Here is a 20033-nt window from a genome sequence, read left to right as displayed (position 1 = left end):
AGTAGGGAATATCGGGGAGTCACCTCGTTAACAATGGAAAGTGGCCGCAATTTGTGGCAACTAGAGTGGTACCACGGGAATTCATGCTCTCGTCTCTTATTTAGAGGCGGGGGCTTTTTTGTTTAGGAGGGAAAATGACGATGAATAAACCAATTGCAGAATTGATTTCAACTGCTTTGAACAATGAAATGCCAGCAAGTGAAATAGAAAAATTAATGGAAAAGCCGAAATTGATGGAGTTAGGTGATGTCGCCTTTCCGTGCTTTACTCTTGCGAAAAAATTCAAAAAATCGCCTCAGGTGATTGCGTCGGAAATAGCTCAACAACTAAACAGTACGTTGATTCAAGAAGTGAACGTAGTGGGAGGTTATCTGAATATCTTCGTCAATCAACAGATGGTGACGGAAAACGTGCTGCAAACGATATTAAGGGAAAAGGATCAATATGGTTCGATGCAGCCTGGACAGGGAAATGTCGTGATTGATTATTCCTCCCCGAATATTGCCAAGCCTTTTTCCATGGGGCACTTACGCTCAACGGTCATAGGGAATGCACTGGCCAACATTGCCGAAAAAAACGGCTATAATGCCGTTCGTATCAATCATTTAGGAGATTGGGGCACGCAATTCGGTAAGTTGATTGTTGCGTATAAGCTGTGGGGAGACAAAGAGGCAATCGAAGCTTCTCCGATTCAGGAATTATTGAAAATCTATGTGAAGTTCCATGAAAGAGCAGAAACCGATGAATCGTTGAATGAACAAGCACGCGCAAGCTTCAAGTCGCTTGAAGACGGGGACGAGGAAGCACTGGCATTGTGGAAATGGTTCAGGGATGCGTCTTTAAAAGAGTTCGAGACGATTTATGATTTATTGGGCATCCGTTTTGATTCCTATGCCGGCGAAGCATTTTACAATGATAAAATGGATGCGGTTGTCGGGGAACTAAAAGAAAAAGGCCTGCTTGCCCTTTCAGAAGGTGCCTATGTCGTGCAATTGGAAGATATGCCGCCTTGTTTGATTACGAAAACCGATGGTGCGACACTTTATGCCACACGTGATTTAGCTGCTGCCATGTATCGTAAAAAACAGTATGAGGCAAAGAAAACATTTTATGTGGTCGGAAATGAACAATCCCTGCACTTTAAACAACTCTTTAACGTCATTGAAAAAATGGGGTATGAGTGGTCAAAAGACTTACAGCACGTAGCATTTGGCATGATGCTAAAAGACGGTAAGAAAATGTCGACCCGTAAAGGGAAAGTCGTGCTGCTTGCGGATGTATTGGCAGAGGCGATCGAAACTGCAAAGCGCAATATTGAAGAAAAAAATCAAGCGCTTGAACAGAAAGAACTGGTTGCAAGACAAGTCGGTGTCGGAGCGGTAATCTTTAATGATTTAAAAAATAACCGCATGAACGATATTGATTTTTCATTAGAGCAAATGATGAATTTTGAGGGGGAAACGGGCCCCTATGTACAGTACACATATGCGCGAATTTCCTCCTTGCTTGAAAAAGGTGATTTTAAAGAGCAGGCCATCCAATATGAAGCTTTAGGCGAATATGCGTGGCCAGTCATCCAGCTGCTGGAGCAATACCCGATCATTGTCCAAAAATCATTTGAACAAGCCGATCCATCACAAATCGCGAAATTCAGCTTGCATGTATCTCGTGCATTCAATAAATATTATGCACATTCGAAAATCTTAGTGGAAGATGAATGGAAACAAATGAAGCTCTCATTCGCTTTTTCCGTTGCGATCGTATTGAAGGATGCGCTAAGTTTATTGGGAATTTCAACGCCGAATAAAATGTAATGCATGTCTATAAAAGGAGCCATTTTGTTTCAAAATGGCTCCATAATTTATCAGATATATCCTTGCATGAACGTAAGCTCTTTTATTTTAGAAGAAAAGTACCTGTCTTGTGCTGTCCTTTTTTCTCCCATGTAATATGCAACTTGTACACATGCTCTTTTTTTGGAGGATCACCCAAATAAAAATCCGTTGATAACGGATTTAATTTTGTAACAGAGCCATCTTCACTTTTTCCTTCTGTAAATCCCTTATGTTCCACTACTATTTTTCCATTATCAGTAAAGGTTACTTCTTTTATCTTGACCTTGCCACCAGACTTTTGTTGAAGATGTCCAATCCATCCGCCAACTGTTTCATCAGAGTTTTTCTTATAATTTGCTTTCCACATACCATTATCAGATGTGCCTCCAATTGCAATACTGGAATAATTCCAATAACCTCCGATAGCAACACCCATACATATAACTACAACAAGTAACCATTTTGAATATTTATTTTTCATCAAAAAAAGCCTTCCCCTTTCTGCAACTGTTTATATTATACAGTTTAGTTAATATATTTTAGTATAGGGAAATGAAGGAGTGTGGTGAAAAAAGCAACGGGCTGTCAGCTTAGCTACGCATTTTCAGCGGAAGAATAAGAATTTGAATAAAATGGATTGACATTCATTGGTAATGTGTTAATATTTATAAAAATGGAAGCGGTTCCAAAATTCGCGAATGGATGAATGTAATGGTTAAACAAGAAAACGCAAAGGTTACAATTTACGATGTTGCTAGAGAAGCAGGTGTTTCAAAGACCTCTGTTTCCCGGTATTTAGGGGGGAGGTTTGATGAACTCTCTGACAAAACCCGTAAGAAAATCGAGCTGGCGATCACCAAAATGGAGTACCGCCCAAACACGATGGCAAGAGGGCTCAAAAGCAATAAGAGTTATTTGATTGGAATCATCGTGGCGGACATCAACAATCCATATACGACGGCCATCCTTCGGGGGGCTGAGGATATATGCAGCCAGAATGGATATAATCTGATGATTTGCAATTCGGATAATAACCCCGAGAAGGAAAGAGGCTATTTTGATATGCTTTTATCCCATCGCATCGACGGGCTTATCATTCATACGACTGGCGGTAATCACGACATGCTAAAACAGATGCAAGAGCAAAAGACCCCGATCATCCTTTTGGATCGGAAGGTGCCAGATCTTGAAATCGATACGGTAGGATTGGATAATTTTCAGGCTACTTCACAAGCGGTCAATTATTTGGTTGGCCAAAATTATGAACGAATTGCTTTTTTCAGCGAACCTGCCAGCAATGTCAGTACCAGGCATGAGCGGCGGCTATCCTTTCAGCAAACGTTGATGAGCCACAGTCATCCGAGTTCAGTTGATGTTTATGAGGTCAATGTCGAGGATTTAAAAGATGTCGAGTCCAAGCTCCAGCATTTTTTAGATGACTCAAAAGGCGTATCAAGAGCTATATTGACGGCAAATAGTGTCGTGCTATTAAAATTAATTTTACTTTTACAAGAAAAGAAACTGTCGGTCCCGGAAGATTTAGCAATGATGGGATTTGATAATCCGGATTGGAGCGCCATCGTTTATTCGGGCATTACAACGATTGAACAGCCCACATACCAAATCGGGGTCGCTGCTATGGAAATGATCCTGCGCCGCATTGATGGACAGGCTTCCCCAGCGCAGACAATGGCATATCAAGCGAAATTKAATATAAGGAAAACGACTCCATTTATACAAAAATCATAAGTCTTCTAAACTTGAAGACTTTATTAACTCACAAAATGGTACCGATACCATTTTGGGGTCAGGAGGATTAATATGAAAGTCTTTGTATGCATGAATTCAATACCGGCCGAAAAGCTTCAAGCGCTCGGACATCATGACATCATAAAACTAGTAGCAGCCGCTGGAGCTGATGGAATCGAAATCAGAAAAGAATTATTGACGCCGGATGATTCTCTGGAAGAATTGGGTGCCTTATGCAGGGAGCTTAACTTGGCCATTTATTATTCCGCTCCTGAATTCCTGATCGGCTCGAAGCATCAAATGAATGAAATAGGTTTTAAACGCTTGGCAAGGGAAGCGGATGAATTGGGAGCGGAATTGCTGAAGATGCCTCTAGGAAACTACGATTTTTTTGAAACAGATATGTTTCGAATGAATGAAGCCTTGGTGGAAAATCTGCAAAACCGTGAAATGAAAATCACCATCGAGAATGATCAGACGCTTGGCGGTGGAAACGTAAACCGGATCGCTCATTTCCTGAGTTGCTCCGAAAAGTTCGATATCCCGATAAGATTGACATTTGATACGGGCAATTGGCTGTATACAGAAGAAGTTCCAATGGAAGCTGCGAAAGGTTTAGCGGGATATGTTGACTATATTCATTTAAAGCAAGTGAAACGCGAGAAAGAGGGCTGGGTGACTGAGCCGGTATCGATGCCGCTGCTGCCTGAGGTAATGGAGTTATTGGAAAAGTTTAATGGCGCTTGTCCGGTAGCGATTGAATTCCCGGTAACATTGGAAAATGTAGCGACTTATATTTCACTTATGAAAATGGAACAGGAGGTCAGCCATGAACGAGCTTAAGGTACTGACGATGGGAGAGGCAATGGCGATGTTCATCGCTGAGGATTCGGGCAGCCTTGATGATTGCATGCGTTATAAGCGTTATGTGGCAGGGGCCGAAACCAATGTAGCGATTGGCCTGTCAAGGTTAGGGATTAAAACTGCATGGATGAGCAAGGTGGGCGATGATTCGTTCGGGCGCATGATTATGAAAACGCTCACAAATGAGGGGGTGGATGTCTCCCATGTTTTGATGGATCCATTCAATCCAACTGGGTTCCAGTTAAAATCCAAAGTCGAACAAGGAGATCCGGTCGTTGAATACTTTAGGAAGAATTCAAGCGCCAGTAAGATTTCCCTGGAGGACTTTCCCCTGGAGAAACTCCCTTCAACTCAGCACCTGCATTTAACGGGGATACCTCCTGCCATTTCCGGCAGTTTCAGAGATCTGTCATGGCAAGTCTTGAAACATCTGAAACAAAAGGGTGTAACCGTTTCATTCGATCCAAATCTGCGTCCATCACTCTGGCCGAATGAAAGGGAGATGATCAGCATCGTCAATATGTTTGCGGAGGAGGCGGATTGGCTGCTTCCCGGAATTCAGGAAGGTGAAATTCTTACAGGATACAGCAACAAGGAGGATATCGCCAGTTACTACCTCGAACTCGGTGTTAAGCTTGTGGTGATTAAACTCGGGGAAGAAGGAGCCTACTTTGCAACCCAAAATGAAAGGAAGGAGGTACCTGGTTTTACCGTAACGGAAGTCGTGGATACCGTAGGGGCAGGAGACGGGTTTGCTGTCGGGGTAATCAGCGCTTTACTGGAAGAGGCATCGAATGAAGAAGCAGTTTTACGCGGAAATGCGATAGGGGCCAAGGCCGTGATGTCTTCCGGAGATCACGAAGGCCTTCCTGATATGGAAGAGCTAGAACACTTTATGAAAAAAGGAGTGCTTCAATCATGTCTCAATTACAAGTAGCTTCGAGAAAAAGGTGGATGAGATTGATCCCCTTAGTGTTCATCACATACAGTCTCGCTTATCTCGACCGTGCCAACTATGGGTTTGGCGTAGCGGGAGGAATGGGGGAAGACCTTAATATCACAGCCGGGGTATCCTCCTTTCTGGCCGCGCTGTTTTTCCTTGGTTATTTCTTCTTTCAAATTCCAGGTGCACATTACGCAGAAAAGAAAAGTGCCAAAATCCTGATTTTTTGGAGCTTGATTCTCTGGGGAGGACTGGCGACCTTGACGGGGATGGCAACAAGTGTGGCATGGCTCTATCCGATTCGCTTCTTGCTTGGTGTTGTTGAAAGCGCTGTTATGCCCGCGATGCTCGTCTTCTTAAGCCACTGGTTTCTAAAAGAAGAACGCTCCCGGGCCAACACCTTTTTGATTCTGGGGAATCCAGTTACTGTATTGTGGATGTCGATCCTTTCCGGCTACCTATTGAAGGCATTCGACTGGAGATGGCTGTTCATCATTGAAGGACTTCCGGCTGTCCTGTGGGCGTTTATCTGGTATAAGGTCGTCAATGACCGTCCCAAAGATGCCAAGTGGCTTACAGATCAGGAAAAGCAAGATATAGAAGCGACCCTCCAGAAAGAACAGGCTGCATTAAAACCTGTGAAAAATTATAGGGAAGCTTTTAAGTCAAAGCAGGTCATCGTCCTCAGTATCCAATACTTCATGTGGAGCATCGGGGTTTATGGGTTCGTCATGTGGCTGCCGTCCATTATTAAACAAGCGTCGAGCATGGATATAGTGGCAACGGGCTGGCTGTCAGCCGGACCTTATTTGTTAGCGGTCATTTCGATGCTGGCACTATCCTATTTTTCGGATAAAACATTGAATCGAAAAACGTTCGTTTGGACATCGCTGCTTGTGGGGGCAATCGCATTCTTCGGGTCTTTCATGCTCGGCACATCGAATTTCTGGCTTTCATATGCCCTGTTGGTTATTGCAGGCGGTGCGATGTATGCGCCATATGGACCGTTCTTTGCCATCATTCCTGAAATTCTCCCAAGGAATGTGGCAGGCGGAGCAATGGCCCTGATTAATAGCATGGGAGCGCTTGGCTCATTTGTAGGTGCTTATTTCGTCGGATATTTAAACGGATTGACCGGCGGGCCTGGAGCATCCTATATTTTCATGGCGGGATCGTTATTGATTTCAGCGTTACTCACATTGATGGTTAAAAAGCCTGCGGTTACGTCAGTCAAGCAAATGAAGGTGGTTTCGTCATGAAAATACAGCTGGCGTTGGATCGCATGAATATGGAGGAAGCCATTGAAATGGCACGAAGCGTGGAAGCCTCGATTGATTGGATTGAGGTGGGGACTTCCCAGATTAAAGAGTTCGGAGTGAATAGCATCAAAGAAATGAAAAATCACTTTCCGGATAAAAAAATCGTTGCCGACATGAAGACGATGGACAATGCGGCTTATGAAATGGATCTTTGCTTTCAAAGCGGGGCTGATATAGCTACGGTAATGGGGGCTGCATCGGATGTAACCATCCAAAAGTGCCTGGAAAAAGCGCGTGAATACAAGGGGCAGATCATGATTGATTTATTGAATGTATCCGATACCCGGCTTGAGCAATTACGGATTTACCGTCAGGCGATATTCTGTGAGCATGTAAGCAAGGACAGCCAGGAGAATTCAGGTCATGCCATGATCAATATGAGAAATCATGCTGGGTCCATGAGGGCTGCAGCAGGAGGGATCACTCTTTCGTCCTTGCCTGTAATGGTCAGGAAGGGGCTGGATGTCATCATCATTGGCTCGGCGATTACAAAAGCAAAGAATCCAGCAGAAGCTGCCCGTCTATTTAAGGAAACGGTGAATGGAAAGAAAGGTGTGAAGGAAGTTTGAAGAAGGAAATTGGGGTTATTTTAGAAGAAATGAACGGTGTATTTCACAAAATGGACGGAGGGGTAACGGATGTGCTCCTAAAAAATTTACGGACCGACACCAGGATCTTCATCGTTGGTGAAGGCAGATCGGGCTTCATGGCCAAAGCCTTTGCGATGAGATTGATGCACCTTGGCTTAAACGTCTATGCAGTCGGGGAAACGATTACCCCTTCGATTTCGAAAGGCGATCTGATCATAGCCATTAGCGGGAGCGGCTCGACCAAAAGTGTGATATCAGTTGCAGCAAAAGGCAGGGAAGTGGGATGCAAGGTGTTTTCGATCACGACGAATGACCAATCAGAATTAGCGAATGTCTCTCATGAGGTCTTGGTGATACCTGCAGCAACGAAAAATCGCTTGGAACATGAAACGAAAAGCGTCCAGCCGTTAAGTTCTTTGTTTGATCAATGTGTACATGTTTTATGTGATGCAGTATGCTTGGACTATTCACTAACCGAGTCCATCAGCCACGAGCTTACTTATTCCAAACATAGTAATGTAGAGTGAAATATGGCGGGACCCCTTCAGCGGGTRCCCGCCTTTTTTTGATAGGCTCTTTTCGTAAAGATTGTTGTTTTTAAAACGAATCTATTTTAGGTTGATTGGAGCGGAGGTGCGAGACTCCTGCGGGAGCAGCGGGAMAGGTGAGACCCCACAGGCGTTTACGCCGAGGAGGCTCACCGCCCGCCCCGCGGAAAGCGAGCACCTGGAGGGGAAATCAACCACACTGCACTACTTCGTAAATAGCAACAAAGTATGCGAAAACAGCCTTTTGATATGAAAAATGCCCTTACTCCCAAACGGGAATAAAGGGCATGCACCGTGAACAGGTCACGGTGATCATGAATTAATAAGCCAGGCTGAATAGGGCTTTGATGTGTGATAGGTAACGAACATTACTTGCTTCTTTCATCAATGTAGCCGGAAGGCCTTTAAGGGACGTGTTATTGGCCCCAACGGTTGCCACYGCATCCTTACGGCCAAGGCTCGCAAGTGTACCTGAGTTTACAGGTGAGAATTCTTCAAGYTTCTTGCCTTCAAATGCTGCATATAGGTTGTATCCAACAAGCTCMCCCATTTGCCAAGCATTTTGTGCAGTAGGAGCATATGGACGGCCGCCTTCTGGAGGGAACGCAACGGCACTGTCGCCGACAACGAATACGTCTTTATGGGATTTGGATTGCAAATACTCATTGACGGTTGCTTTKCCGCGATCCACTTCAAGGCCTGATTCGCCTACGATAGGAAGAGCCGCAACTCCGCCTGTCCAAACAAGCGTATTGGCCGTTATCGTYTGTCCGTCTTTCAATTCGATTTGATTTCCTTTAACACCCGTTACAGGCAGACCTGTCAGGAATTCAACGCCGCGTGCTTCCAAGCTTGTCATGGCACGTTCGATTAAGTGATCAGGCAGKACCGGAAGGATTTTTGGACCAGCTTCCACAAGCTTGATTTTCAAGTCCTTGAAGTCCACTCCGAACTTTTTGGCGATTTTAGGGAAATGATCCACGATTTCACCGATTAACTCAACGCCCGTCAATCCGCCGCCGCCAATCACGATGGTTGCGTCCGCTTCATTATTCGTTTGAGAATATTCGCGGATGCGATCTTCGATATGTTTGTAAATCTTGTTAGCATCATTWACGGATTTCAAGACCATGCTGTTTTCCTCAAGTCCCGGAATGCCGAAGAATCCTGTTTGGCTTCCCAAAGCAACAACCAGGGCATCATAAGATAATGTGGAACCATTGGCAAGTTTCACTTCTTTATTATCGACCGAGAATGACTCCACTTTGGAAATGACAAGGTCGATATCTTTTCCTTTGAAAAGCTTTTCCAAAGGAATGGAAACGGCTTGTTCAGAAATGGATCCGCCTGCAAGACGGTGCAATTCGGTGATGATTTGGTGCGTTGGAAATTGGTTCACCACTGTRACCTGCACTTCATCCTTTTTGTAATATTCACGTACGGATAAGGCAGATAGTAATCCTGCGTAACCTGCACCTAAGATGACGATTTGTTTTGACATAGTTAATCCCCCGTCCTTACTGATTGAAAGTTCATCAAATTATTTTTGGTTTTTACGTTCTGCAGAGACTTCAAGAAATGCTTGGGCGAAACGGAAAAGCTTTTGTGCTTCCGGATCTTTCATCATYCTTARCARACCAAAAAGACCGATYACATCATTATTCGCTTCTGCACGATCCTTAGCCTCGATGGCATTAGCAGCAAGCCCTTTCACTGAATGGACCACAGGTGTCGCGATCTCCGAAATGGCGCTGACCGTATCATTTTTCAACACATCATCAGTCGCAACCGATTGAGCGAAATCATAAGACTTTGTTAAAATATTCACTAACTCAGTTAGTTTTGGTAACTGCTCGACTAAAGTGTTCAATGATTCCTGAACCTCAGGCTTTAATAATTGGTCCAGTACATCTAATTGTTTTTGGCGGGCATTAAGTTGTTCAGTTTGTGATTGGGTAATCGTTTCTGACATATCCAATTCTCCTTTGCAATAAGCATTTTGTTGATGTAATTAGAAAAACTTGTAAAATATTACACAATGTGAGACGAGAAAAAATACTAACAAAAATGTAATAAAAGCTAAACTATAGTATATCCCTTTAGTGGCTTGAAAACAGCTGATTTTTTAAAAAAGATTCATAAAATCATCTTTTCCTGCTTATTTGAAGTACAGATATTAATGAAAGTTACCTGTTTTTACCTAAAGTATACTGTAAGAGGGTGTCTGCCATCGACGCCTGTCGTACATATTTCCATCTTGATTTGCCATCCTAAATGATGGAGGTGAAAAAATGTGACTGATCCAGAATCTAAACTTACAGAAGAGAATAATGATAAGAAGCTTCATAAACTGGTTGGCAGTATGGAATATACTAAAGCGCAACTAATGGAAGGTATGAATGGAATTTCTGAAGTTTACCTCAAAAACAGCGAGGAAGGCACATCGGAAACACCTGATAAATAATATTGTTGTGTAAGCATACTTAAATAGCAGGAACAACAGGCTTGAGAAAAACATACAAAGCGTGGAAGATAAATTCGCCAATGGCGAGCTGGATAGTCTCGATGTCATTCGCCGGTATGGTGTCATCATCGATTATGCAACGAATAAAGCCTTGCCGGAATCAACAAAACAGTTCCGTGCATCCATGAAAACCCGTTCATTGGCTTATTGGAAATAACGTGAAACAGGTTCCGAATTCACTCGGAACCCCAGACTGCAGATCAACTCGAAAAAAAACGAGTTGAACTGCCCCGTAAATGTTAGACACCAAACTAACATTTACGGGGTGTTTTTATGGCTAATTTTTCTGCCGAACAGAAAATATTCATTACACGACTTTACCTAGAAGGAAAGCACAGTTATATGGATCTTCAGAAAATATTTGAAGTTTCGTATCAAATGATTCAAGGATGGGTTCGTTTATACCAAATTCAAGGAGCCGATGGATTTAAGAAATCCTATACAAGTTATTCTACGGAGTTTAAAATGGATGTACTTAATTATATGAATGAAACGGGTATATCTTCTTACGACGCAGCCGCAAGGTTTAATATTTCATCTCCAGCGCTAATTCKGACGTGGAGAATAAATGTTAATGCCTATGGATTAGATGCCCTAATTTCTAAGAAAAAGGGGAGACCATCCATGAAAAAAGATATCAATCCATCCAAACAAATTGAAGGTTCGGTTAAAGATCTTGAAGAACGAATTAARCAACTAGAAATGGAGAATGCGTATTTAAAAAAGTTAAATACTTTAGTTCAAATGCAGGAAAAATYACAACCCAAATCAAAGCGCAAGTAATTTATGAACTAAAGTCCATTTATGAGGTTGTGGCCTTAATTAAAGTCGCTGATATTCCACGTAGCACGTACTATTATTGGGAAAAACGCTTGAATCGAGAAGATAAGTATTCGAAGGTAAAAGCCACTATTCAGTCTATCTATCATGAACATAAAGGACGTYACGGTTATCGTCGTATCACAAAAGAGTTAAAAAAATATGGGTTTTCTCACAATCCAAAGACCATCAACCGCCTCATGAATGAAATGGGCGTAAAATGTTTAGTCCGTATGAAAAAGTATCGTTCGTATAAGGGGCGTGTTGGTCGAATTGCSCCCCATATTTWRCAACGTGATTTTCAAGCCGAGAAAATGAATCAAAAATGGGTAACAGACGTAACGGAATTTCATTTATTTGGGGAGAAACGTTACCTATCCCCTATCCTTGATTTATGTAATGGTGAAATTATTGCCTACAAAGTGATGAAACGCCCTGTTTATAAACTTGTTGGAGATATGTTAGATGAGGCGATTAAACACCTAAAACCAGAAGATAMGGTCATCCTCCATTCGGATCAAGGGTGGCATTATCAAATGAAGAAGTATCAAAAAACCTTAAAAGATTCCCGCATTATACAAAGCATGTCCCGTAAGGGAAATTGTTTAGATAACGCAGTCATTGAAAACTTTTTTGGCTTGTTAAAGTCTGAATTGCTTTATCTCCAAGAGTTTGAAAGTATGGAGCACTTTGAAAAGGAATTAGATGATTATATACATTACTATAACCACAAACGAATGAAGGTAAAATTAAAAGACCTGAGTCCGATAGAATACCGAACTCAGGTCTTAGAAGCTGCTTAAATTATATGTCTAACTTTATTGGGTCAGATCAAATCTGTCTACAGTTTTTTATGTGCAATTTGAAAATTTGCCTGAGCCCGCGGAGGAGTGACATATTTGGCAAGAATGTGAAAAGAATCACGAGAGGTCAACTTCTCCAAACAAACAAAAGGTTTCGGAATGATACCATTCCGAAACCTTTTGTTTACACACTGAGACGATTCGTTGAGAATCGTCTTCTTTTATCTCTTTCTGCCAAGTCCCATGCCATTATACATTTTTCTGATCATTTTATTGGCTTCAATATTTGCCTTTTCTGCACCGCGGTCCAGAATTTCATCCAATTCAGGTGAATCGATCAATGCATTATAGCGTTCTTGGATTGGTAGGATTTCTCCAAGAACCACCTCAGCCAAATCACTTTTAAAGTCACCATAGCCTTTGCCCTCATACATCTCTTCAATTTCTGAATAGGATTTTCCACTGAAAATGGAGTATATGGACATCAGGTTGGAAACACCTGCTTTGTTTTCCTTATCGTAACGGACAATTCCTTCCGAATCGGTAACTGCGCTCTTGATGTTTTTTTCGATTTGCTTCGGATCATCCAATAAGGCAATCGTCGCCTTTTTATTAGGATCGGATTTGCTCATTTTCTTGGTTGGTTCCTGAAGGGACATGATACGTGCCCCTTCTGTAGGGAGGCTGATTTCCGGGATTTTGAATATGTCATTATGCTTTTTATTGAATCGTTCAGCCAGATCGCGTGTCAATTCAAGATGCTGTCTTTGATCTTCCCCGACAGGGACCACATCTGTACTATAAAGGAGAATATCGGCAGCCATTAACGGCGGGTAAGTGAGCAGTGCTGCGGATACCCCTTCTTTGCCAGCGGATTTGTCCTTGAATTGTGTCATTCTCTCAAGTTCCCCGATATAGGATATACTCTGTAAAATCCAGCCTGCCTGTGCATGCGCTGGTACTTCTGATTGAATGAAGATGATATTCTTTTCAGGATCCAGGCCAATGGCCAGATATAAAGCAGCCAATGTTTTAATGTTTTTCCTTAACTTGATGCGGTCTTGTGGAACTGTAATTGCATGTTGGTCAACAATACAAAAGAAACATTCATATTCATTTTGTAAGTTAACGAATTGTTTCATGGCTCCGATGTAATTTCCTAAAGTAACGGAACCGGATGGCTGAATGCCGGAGAAAATCCTTTTCAACTGCTAGTCACTCCTCTAAATACGTTTATTGATAAATGGATATTCGCTCTTCATTATTGTAAGGATAAATAGAAAATGAATCCACATTCTTTGAAAGAAATGTGCATGTTCCTGTGTGGGGAAACGCTCATTTGAATCTTGTGGAGGGCCGTTTTGTCCTGTATCGATGCCATTCTGAGAATACGAAATGTCCACTATACTGTATTTTAGCATTTATTCATATTAAATGTATAATCGAAACGGAAATCAAGCCATTAGAAAGGATTTCCGTTTCTTTTTTTGACATGGAAGAAATGAAGGGTTCGAGGAAAATCAAACCGTTTAACATATACCACAATGAGCAGACCATTTTAGGGAAGGATACTCACAAGGGAATACAGGATTGTGAACGTATTCTTAAGCTGAAACTTTGTAAAGCAGTTTTTTTAATTATTTATCATATATAGGAGTAAAGTTAATTGTTTGTGGTATTAAAGAAAGGGGTTTATTATATTTGTTGAATATTGATGACTGATGGCGAATGAGGTGGAGAAAATGAAACCAATGTGTAAATGGTTGATGACAGGTATGTGCATATTCCTGATTCAACAGCCAGTTCATGCGCAAGGCATGAACGAAACGAGGCAGGTAGCATTAGAAAATAAAGAATTGCCTGCGAGCGTACCGCGTTTTGTTTTTGATTCGGGGTTGAAATTCGACTATCCGGATGCTGTACGCGGAATATATGTGACAGGGCCTGCAGCGGGTGGCAATAAACTGAATGAACTTATCAAATATGTAGATGAAACCGATTTGAATGCGATGGTCATTGACATTAAGGATGACAAGGGGAACGTAACGTATAAAACGGAAGATCCCGACTCTCCATATGCTGGGATTGGTAAAGACTACATAAAAAACCCAAGGGCAATGCTGAAAAAATTTGAGGATAAACAGATTTATCCGATTGCAAGGGTTGTCGTCTTTAAAGACTCCCTTTTGGCCAAAGAGAAACCTGAGTTGTCTTTTTTAGATGGTGAAAAGGTATGGAAGAATGGTCGAGGGGAAGCCTTCGTTAACCCATTCTTAAAAGAAGTGTGGGATTATAATGTCGGTATTGCCATTGAAGCGGCAAAGATGGGCTTTAAAGAAATTCAATTTGACTATGTCCGTTTTCCCGAAGGATTCGAAAATAAAGAAGATGATTTGAAATATGATGTCGGTGAATATGATGAAGCGAAAATGAGTCATACAGCCAAAAGGGTTCAGGCAGTTACGGATTTCGTAAGTTATGCGAGGAAACAACTGGAACCATACGATGTCAAAGTGTCGGTGGATATTTTTGGATATGCGGCTACATTGCCTGAAGCTCCCGGAATTGGGCAAAACTTCACAAAAATCTCTGAGAATGTTGATGTAATTTCCTCGATGATCTATCCGAGCCACTGGACATCTTATTTTGGTATCGAAAAGCCTGATTTGGAGCCTTATAATCTCGTTAAGGAATATGCGAAATTGGAGAACGGGAAGCTGAAGGAATTAAAAACACCACCTACTTCAAGACCTTGGCTCCAAGATTTTACTGCCTCATATTTAGGTGATGGTAATTACCAAAGGTATGGTAAGGAAGAAGTGGAAGCCCAAATAAAAGCATTGAATGATAATGGTATTGATGAATACCTATTGTGGAATGCAGCAAATCGATATACAAAGGGAGTAGACTATACCCCATGAAAAAAAGGATGACCTAGGAAGTTCCTTCCGGTCATCCGAAATTCTCTCTGAATTACCGCTTTTTATTCCCGCCAACTTGACTCCACCCTGACTGAATTCGTTTCGATTGATCGAAAATATGAGAGTGACGTTTCCCGCCAAACCATTTTTCGCCGATGCCATTCGTCACAACGCCATTCACAGCCGTAATGCCAATAACGCAAGCGGCGACTAAAAAAAAGTCCAAAAAGTAGTTGATCATCAAAACCCTCCTAATATTTTCAAGCTATTCAAGTTCCATTGTAGTGGATAAGAAAAAATCTGGAAAGTATAAACTAGCAAATGAGGAGATTAAATTATGAATTGGTATGAAAAGCTAAACCAGTATTTCCCTATTGAAGAAATGAAGTCAAAAGAACACATAGAAGTTCTTTTAGAAGATAAGCAGGAAATATATAAAAAGGATGAAGGTCCCGACCATGTTTTATTATATGTGGAAGGGGACGAGTTTATATTCGTTGATTACCTTTTTGTATCAAAGAAATCAAGGGGGCAGGGACTTGGAAGGAAATTAATTCAAAAGTTGCAAAAAAAGCAGAAAACGATCTTGCTGGAAGTAGAACCAGTACAAGAAAATGATGATGATACATTTAAAAGGCTGAAATTTTATAAAAGGGAAGGATTCAAGCACGCCTCTTCGATTTCCTACAGCAGAAAATCGCTTGCCACCAAGGAGAATACGCCTATGGAAATCTTGTATTGGCCGGCAAATCCATCTGTCGATGAAGAAGATGTATTTGATTTCATGAAAGAGATTTATTCTGAAATCCATACTTACAAAGATGATGATCTTTATGGTAAATCTTATCAAGATGTAGATGATGTACTTAGCTTGAATGCAGGTCAGGAAGCCGATATTTTTAAAGAGATGGAAGTTTGAGTAAAAAGGGCCGGTTGTTAACCTGCCCTTTTTAGTTTGTCGAGATCATGTTTTTTAAAAGGATAATTTGGTTAATATTCAATAAAGTCATATTGGATGTAACCTCCAATATATCGAGAAATATGCGACACTCCTGCCGAGAAGCTGGCTAGCCGAGACCCCGCAGACGCTTGCGTCGAGGAGGCTTGGCAAACAGTCAAAGGAAAGGGAGCGGATTTCTGGAATCAACTGAAATGTAATTAACAGAAAAAACCGTAGGCTAGACTCATCCCGAACCAAATTTAAGATAAGGTGATCCTTGATGTTTTTTTACTGTAATCCTTAAAGGATGGAAGAAATATGCGACACTCCTGCCGAGAAGCCGGCTAGCCGAGACCCCGCAGACGCTTGCGTCGAGGAGGCTTGGCAGACAGTCGGCGGAAAGGGAGCGGATTTCTGGAATCAACTGAATCTTTTTTTAGACTGAAGACTATCTTTTATTGGCATATTCTGCAGGCAAATGAATATCCATAACTTCTTGGATGGTAGATTACTCCCTTATTGCGGATTCTTTCGAATTACCTTTTTTACTTTTGGAAATATATGTGCTAAAAGAATGGTTTTTCTTGTAAAAGGAGGAATTTGCTTTTTATTAAAGAAAATATATTAACATGATCTTGTTTATTGACAAGGATTGGGGGTAAATAAAAGTAACGAGATAATTAAATAATCATGAGGGCCGAATTGAGAGTTAAATGAGAATGGCAGGTATGTTTTTTCAATTAGAAAATGTGGTCTTAATGTATTACATAAAAAAATGAAATAGCTATAGTACAGCCTGAACAGGAAGTTTTAAAGGATTTTTTCAAATATCAAAAAGGGTATTCATTTTAAAAAAATTAGTGTATAATAAGGAACATGAAATACTTATTTAAAATTATTTCAAATTAGAGTGGTACTTATGAATACTAATAGTAGATTTCCCCTCATAGATCACCGATTCTATATTTAGGGAGTGTGAGTAAGCATGGTAACATTATATACATCACCTAGTTGTACTTCATGCAGAAAAGCAAAAGCATGGTTAGAGGAACATGAGATTGGATATAAAGAAAGAAACATTTTTTCAGAACCGTTAACGATTGATGAGATTAAAGAAATTCTTCGAATGACAGAAGATGGAACCGATGAAATCATTTCAACACGGTCAAAAACTTTCCAAAAGTTAAACGTAAATTTAGAGAGCCTGCCTCTTCAAGAATTATATAAATTGATCAAGGAGAATCCTGGACTGTTGAGACGTCCAATTATCCTTGACGAGAAACGGCTTCAAGTTGGTTATAATGAAGATGAGATAAGACGATTTTTACCACGTAAAGTTCGTACCTTCCAATTACGGGAAGCACAACGTATGGTCAACTAATAAGGTCTTTCAAGCTCTGCCAGGAAATGTGCAGGGCTTTTTCTTTATACATATCCGATTTTCCGCTGATTTTTTTAACTTAATGACGGGGAACATAACAGGATTGATAGGCGACAGCGGTCGTTTCTTAGCTGCAACTGGTCCCTTGAACCGGTCATCATTTAAAGAAAAAATAAGAATGCAGCTCATCATGCCATGTATATAATATGACATTGACGGCAGTAAGAGTGAAATTTAATAAAGCATTATGATAGTTGCATGCGGATGTATTTTTTTATAGAATGAATGGAATATTAGGCAAACAATTGTTTTTTAGATAAGTAATGTTTTTTATTTCCCTTCTTCAAGGTTTTGTCATAAAWTGATGTAAAATAGTCTGTTTTAATGACTATCATGATTTACAGTATTCACTTACGGGTAAAGAGCTTTTAAGAGCAATTTTCGCTTGGGGGTTATTATCCCTTCAAAATGAGAAAGGAAGGGAGAGGGGAATCATGGAAATCGAACGCATTAATGACGATACAGTAAAATTTTATATTTCCTATATAGATATTGAGGAAAGAGGCTTTGATCGCGAAGAAATTTGGTACAGCCGCGAGCGAAGTGAGGAACTTTTTTGGGAAATGATGGATGAAGTGCATCAGGAAGAAGAATTCATGATTGAAGGACCTTTATGGATTCAAGTTCAAGCCCTTGAAAAAGGCTTGGAAGTTTTGGTCACAAAAGCCCAGCTTGCCAAAGATGGTCAGAAACTCGAGCTGCCTCTTTCAGATGATAAGTTAAGGGATTTGAATGTATCAGACAAGATGGATACGCTTCTTGATCAACATTTTCATGGCAAAGATGAAGAAAGCGGTATGACATTCGAAGATGGTATGATTGAATTCATCACGACTTTCGAGGATTTCGAAGATGTCATTTCATTAAGCAAACGTCATGGCTTGGATGATTGGACGACTAAACTTTATGTTTATCAGAATAAATATTATCTTTATATCGAATTTTCCGAAGCGGAGATTGATGAGGAAGAAATCGATAATGTTCTAAGTCTTTTATTGGAATATAGCCAGGAGTCGCCTATAACGGTGCACATGCTTGAAGAGTACGGAAAGATAGTTATCGAAAATGATGTATTYACAACGGTCGATAAATATTTCGCATAGACTGTTGAGGCCGATTTCAGTAGAAATCGGCCTTTTCGTCTAAGGGGGTTTTTTTAGTGTTCCTGTGTTTGTTAATTGGAGGGAGTCTAGGTGAAGAATATAGTTGGCATCGGTCTGCTTATTCTCATGTTGGTCAGCACTTGGCATTTTCTGTTAAATGACGTTGATGGCGGGCTGATTTTTTATTCTAGCCTTATTTTGACCATTTTCTTGGTGATAATTGGATTCAACATTTTCCTCGAAAATCGAGATCCCATCCAGACCATAACATGGCTTGTTATTTTTTGCGCTTTCCCATTCATCGGTTTCATTTTTTACTTTTTGTTTGGCCGTAATTTTCGGAAAGATAGGATATTTCGCAAGAAGTATTTTTTGGATAAACAGACTTTCGTGAAAATAAGCGGCGAAGCGGGATATAATGAACGAATTATGGAAATGGGCGAGCACCCTCAGCAGTTAATCACTCTTGCAAATAGGCTGGGGAATAGCCCTGTATCATTTACGACCGAAACCAGGGTTTTACGGAATGGTGAGGAGACATTTTCCAATATCATCGAAGAATTAAAAAAAGCAAGACATCATATTCATTTAGAATATTATATTGTTAGGGATGACCGCATTGGCGGACTGCTAAAAGACATCTTGATACAAAAAGTAAAAGAAGGGGTAAAGGTCCGTTTTCTCTATGATGCGGTTGGTTCCTGGAAGTTAGCCCGATCTTATATCGATGAACTGAAGAATGCGGGAGCCGAAATGGTGGCCTTTGGTCYGTTGCATCTCCCTTTATTAAATAATAAATTCAACTTTCGCAACCATCGTAAAATAATTGTGATAGATGGCTCTGTCGGTTTCATCGGCGGCCTCAATATAGGGGATGAATATTTGGGACAAGACCAGAAATTCGGTTCTTGGCGGGATACGCATCTCATCATAAAGGGGGAAGCGGTCAGGACGTTACAGCTCATATTTCTGCAGGATTGGTATTATAGCACAAACAATAGTTTTTTAAGCGATGAATACCTCATGACCGGAATGCCGAACCATCACGGATATGGCGGAGTTCAATTGATTGGCGGAGGGCCGGATAGTGAATGGACGATCATTAAAAGCATTTTTTTTAAGATGATCACTTCAGCAGAAAAGTCCGTCTGGATTGCCTCCCCGTATTTCGTTCCTGATGACAATATCTTACAAGCGTTGAAGGTGGCTGCTTTAAGTGGTTTGGATGTCAGGCTTCTCGTCCCGAAGAACCCCGATAAACGTATCGTATTTCATGCTTCGAGAACTTATTTTCCCGAATTGCTTGCTTCTGGAGTTCGTATATTTCAATATAATGAAGGCTTCATGCATAGTAAAATCATCATAGTGGATGACCAAATGGCATCAATTGGGACAACCAATATCGATATGAGAAGCTTTCACCTGAATTTCGAAGTCAATGCATTTCTTTACCGGACGGAAAGTGCTCAGCAGCTGGTGAATGATTACATGGAAGATATAAAGGTATCCAAGGAAGTGGAGATTGATGAGTTTTCCAAACGGAATTTCGGTTTGAAATTATTGGAGTCCACTTGCCGATTGCTTTCACCCCTTCTTTAGATAGTAACTCTCTTTTATGCCGATCAGGCATTTTT

At 41.0% G+C, this 20033-nt stretch carries 20 protein-coding genes and 1 other annotated feature (1 of these 21 running past the window's edge); of the genes, 15 read left to right on the top strand and 5 right to left on the bottom strand.

Features of this window, described 5'->3' with window-relative positions; genetic code table 11:
- Positions 1–100: a binding site (T-box leader), on the top strand (it extends 119 nt beyond the left edge of the window).
- Between the two features lie 34 nt (positions 101–134).
- Positions 135–1814: an arginine--tRNA ligase gene (gene argS / locus AC1DVB_RS05945; protein WP_412760682.1), complete on the top strand. Its 1680-nt coding sequence runs from the start codon at positions 135–137 to the stop codon at positions 1812–1814.
- Between the two features lie 82 nt (positions 1815–1896).
- Here the strand turns inward: argS and AC1DVB_RS05940 are convergent, their stop codons facing one another.
- On the bottom strand, positions 1897–2319 hold the full coding sequence (locus tag AC1DVB_RS05940) for a hypothetical protein (RefSeq protein ID WP_057276413.1): 423 nt from the start codon (positions 2317–2319) through the stop codon (positions 1897–1899).
- Positions 2320–2546: 227 nt separating this feature from the next.
- Between AC1DVB_RS05940 and AC1DVB_RS05935 the strand changes: the two genes are divergently transcribed.
- The 6 genes from AC1DVB_RS05935 (at position 2547) to hxlB (ending at position 7827) form a co-directional block, all read left to right on the top strand.
- Entirely contained in the window at positions 2547–3584 is a 1038-nt protein-coding gene (locus AC1DVB_RS05935; RefSeq protein WP_477588518.1) for a LacI family DNA-binding transcriptional regulator, read from the top strand.
- A gap of 72 nt (positions 3585–3656) precedes the next feature.
- Positions 3657–4427, top strand: a complete 771-nt coding sequence (locus AC1DVB_RS05930; RefSeq protein ID WP_095679070.1) for a sugar phosphate isomerase/epimerase family protein — start codon at positions 3657–3659, stop codon at positions 4425–4427.
- Positions 4414–5385, top strand: a complete 972-nt coding sequence (locus tag AC1DVB_RS05925) for a sugar kinase (RefSeq protein ID WP_191929400.1) — start codon at positions 4414–4416, stop codon at positions 5383–5385. The genes AC1DVB_RS05930 and AC1DVB_RS05925 overlap by 14 nt, the downstream gene beginning before the upstream one ends.
- Positions 5367–6650 (top strand): MFS transporter, encoded by a 1284-nt coding sequence (locus AC1DVB_RS05920; RefSeq protein WP_477588516.1) that lies wholly within the window; start codon positions 5367–5369, stop codon positions 6648–6650. The genes AC1DVB_RS05925 and AC1DVB_RS05920 overlap by 19 nt, the downstream gene beginning before the upstream one ends.
- On the top strand, positions 6647–7279 hold the full coding sequence (gene hxlA / locus AC1DVB_RS05915) for a 3-hexulose-6-phosphate synthase (protein WP_477588514.1): 633 nt from the start codon (positions 6647–6649) through the stop codon (positions 7277–7279). The genes AC1DVB_RS05920 and hxlA overlap by 4 nt, the downstream gene beginning before the upstream one ends.
- On the top strand, positions 7276–7827 hold the full coding sequence (gene hxlB, locus AC1DVB_RS05910; RefSeq protein WP_244645310.1) for a 6-phospho-3-hexuloisomerase: 552 nt from the start codon (positions 7276–7278) through the stop codon (positions 7825–7827). Before hxlA ends, hxlB begins: the two co-directional genes overlap by 4 nt.
- A 340-nt stretch (positions 7828–8167) precedes the next feature.
- Here the strand turns inward: hxlB and AC1DVB_RS05905 are convergent, their stop codons facing one another.
- Positions 8168–9349 (bottom strand): NAD(P)/FAD-dependent oxidoreductase, encoded by a 1182-nt coding sequence (locus AC1DVB_RS05905; protein ID WP_063575153.1) that lies wholly within the window; start codon positions 9347–9349, stop codon positions 8168–8170.
- A gap of 39 nt (positions 9350–9388) precedes the next feature.
- Positions 9389–9820 carry a DUF1641 domain-containing protein gene (locus tag AC1DVB_RS05900; RefSeq protein WP_048687523.1) on the bottom strand — a complete coding sequence of 144 codons (432 nt, stop codon included), beginning with the start codon at positions 9818–9820 and terminating at the stop codon, positions 9389–9391.
- A gap of 321 nt (positions 9821–10141) precedes the next feature.
- On the opposite strand from AC1DVB_RS05900, the gene AC1DVB_RS05895 reads away from it, so the two are divergent.
- From AC1DVB_RS05895 to AC1DVB_RS05885, 3 genes are all read left to right on the top strand, one after another.
- The gene (locus AC1DVB_RS05895; RefSeq protein ID WP_264639460.1) at positions 10142–10312 is read left to right on the top strand and encodes a hypothetical protein; all 171 of its coding nucleotides are present in this window, start codon (positions 10142–10144) and stop codon (positions 10310–10312) included.
- Positions 10313–10373: 61 nt separating this feature from the next.
- A complete protein-coding gene (locus AC1DVB_RS05890; RefSeq protein WP_156404402.1) occupies positions 10374–10529 on the top strand; it encodes a hypothetical protein in 156 nt (51 codons plus the stop codon).
- Positions 10530–10645: 116 nt separating this feature from the next.
- Positions 10646–11994, top strand: a protein-coding gene (locus AC1DVB_RS05885; RefSeq protein ID WP_477588511.1) for an IS3 family transposase whose coding sequence is annotated in 2 segments (ribosomal slippage) — positions 10646–11129 and positions 11129–11994 — 1350 coding nt in all. Because the reading frame shifts where the segments join, the coding sequence is not laid out codon by codon here.
- A gap of 221 nt (positions 11995–12215) precedes the next feature.
- Here AC1DVB_RS05885 and trpS read toward each other — a convergent pair.
- Positions 12216–13202, bottom strand: coding sequence for a tryptophan--tRNA ligase (trpS, locus tag AC1DVB_RS05880; RefSeq protein ID WP_057278886.1), 987 nt, complete (start codon positions 13200–13202; stop codon positions 12216–12218).
- A gap of 567 nt (positions 13203–13769) precedes the next feature.
- Between trpS and AC1DVB_RS05875 the strand changes: the two genes are divergently transcribed.
- Positions 13770–14915: a putative glycoside hydrolase gene (locus AC1DVB_RS05875; RefSeq protein WP_057279035.1), complete on the top strand. Its 1146-nt coding sequence runs from the start codon at positions 13770–13772 to the stop codon at positions 14913–14915.
- A 52-nt stretch (positions 14916–14967) separates the two neighbouring features.
- Here AC1DVB_RS05875 and AC1DVB_RS05870 read toward each other — a convergent pair whose 3' ends face one another.
- On the bottom strand, positions 14968–15156 hold the full coding sequence (locus AC1DVB_RS05870) for a hypothetical protein (RefSeq protein ID WP_057278888.1): 189 nt from the start codon (positions 15154–15156) through the stop codon (positions 14968–14970).
- A gap of 96 nt (positions 15157–15252) precedes the next feature.
- On the opposite strand from AC1DVB_RS05870, the gene AC1DVB_RS05865 reads away from it, so the two are divergent.
- The 4 genes from AC1DVB_RS05865 (at position 15253) to cls (ending at position 19998) form a co-directional block, all read left to right on the top strand.
- Positions 15253–15834 carry a GNAT family N-acetyltransferase gene (locus AC1DVB_RS05865; RefSeq protein ID WP_063577057.1) on the top strand — a complete coding sequence of 194 codons (582 nt, stop codon included), beginning with the start codon at positions 15253–15255 and terminating at the stop codon, positions 15832–15834.
- Positions 15835–16840: 1006 nt separating this feature from the next.
- Positions 16841–17236 (top strand): transcriptional regulator SpxA, encoded by a 396-nt coding sequence (spxA, locus tag AC1DVB_RS05860; RefSeq protein WP_034314502.1) that lies wholly within the window; start codon positions 16841–16843, stop codon positions 17234–17236.
- Between the two features lie 494 nt (positions 17237–17730).
- Entirely contained in the window at positions 17731–18399 is a 669-nt protein-coding gene (gene mecA / locus AC1DVB_RS05855; protein ID WP_034314498.1) for an adaptor protein MecA, read from the top strand.
- A 90-nt stretch (positions 18400–18489) separates the two neighbouring features.
- Entirely contained in the window at positions 18490–19998 is a 1509-nt protein-coding gene (gene cls, locus AC1DVB_RS05850) for a cardiolipin synthase (protein WP_477588508.1), read from the top strand.
- Positions 19999–20033: the final 35 nt, after the last annotated feature.

This window comes from Peribacillus sp. P4_D6 (assembly GCF_056401795.1).
Note: the sequence above shows the minus strand (reverse complement) of the source record. Positions and strands in the feature narration are given on the sequence as shown.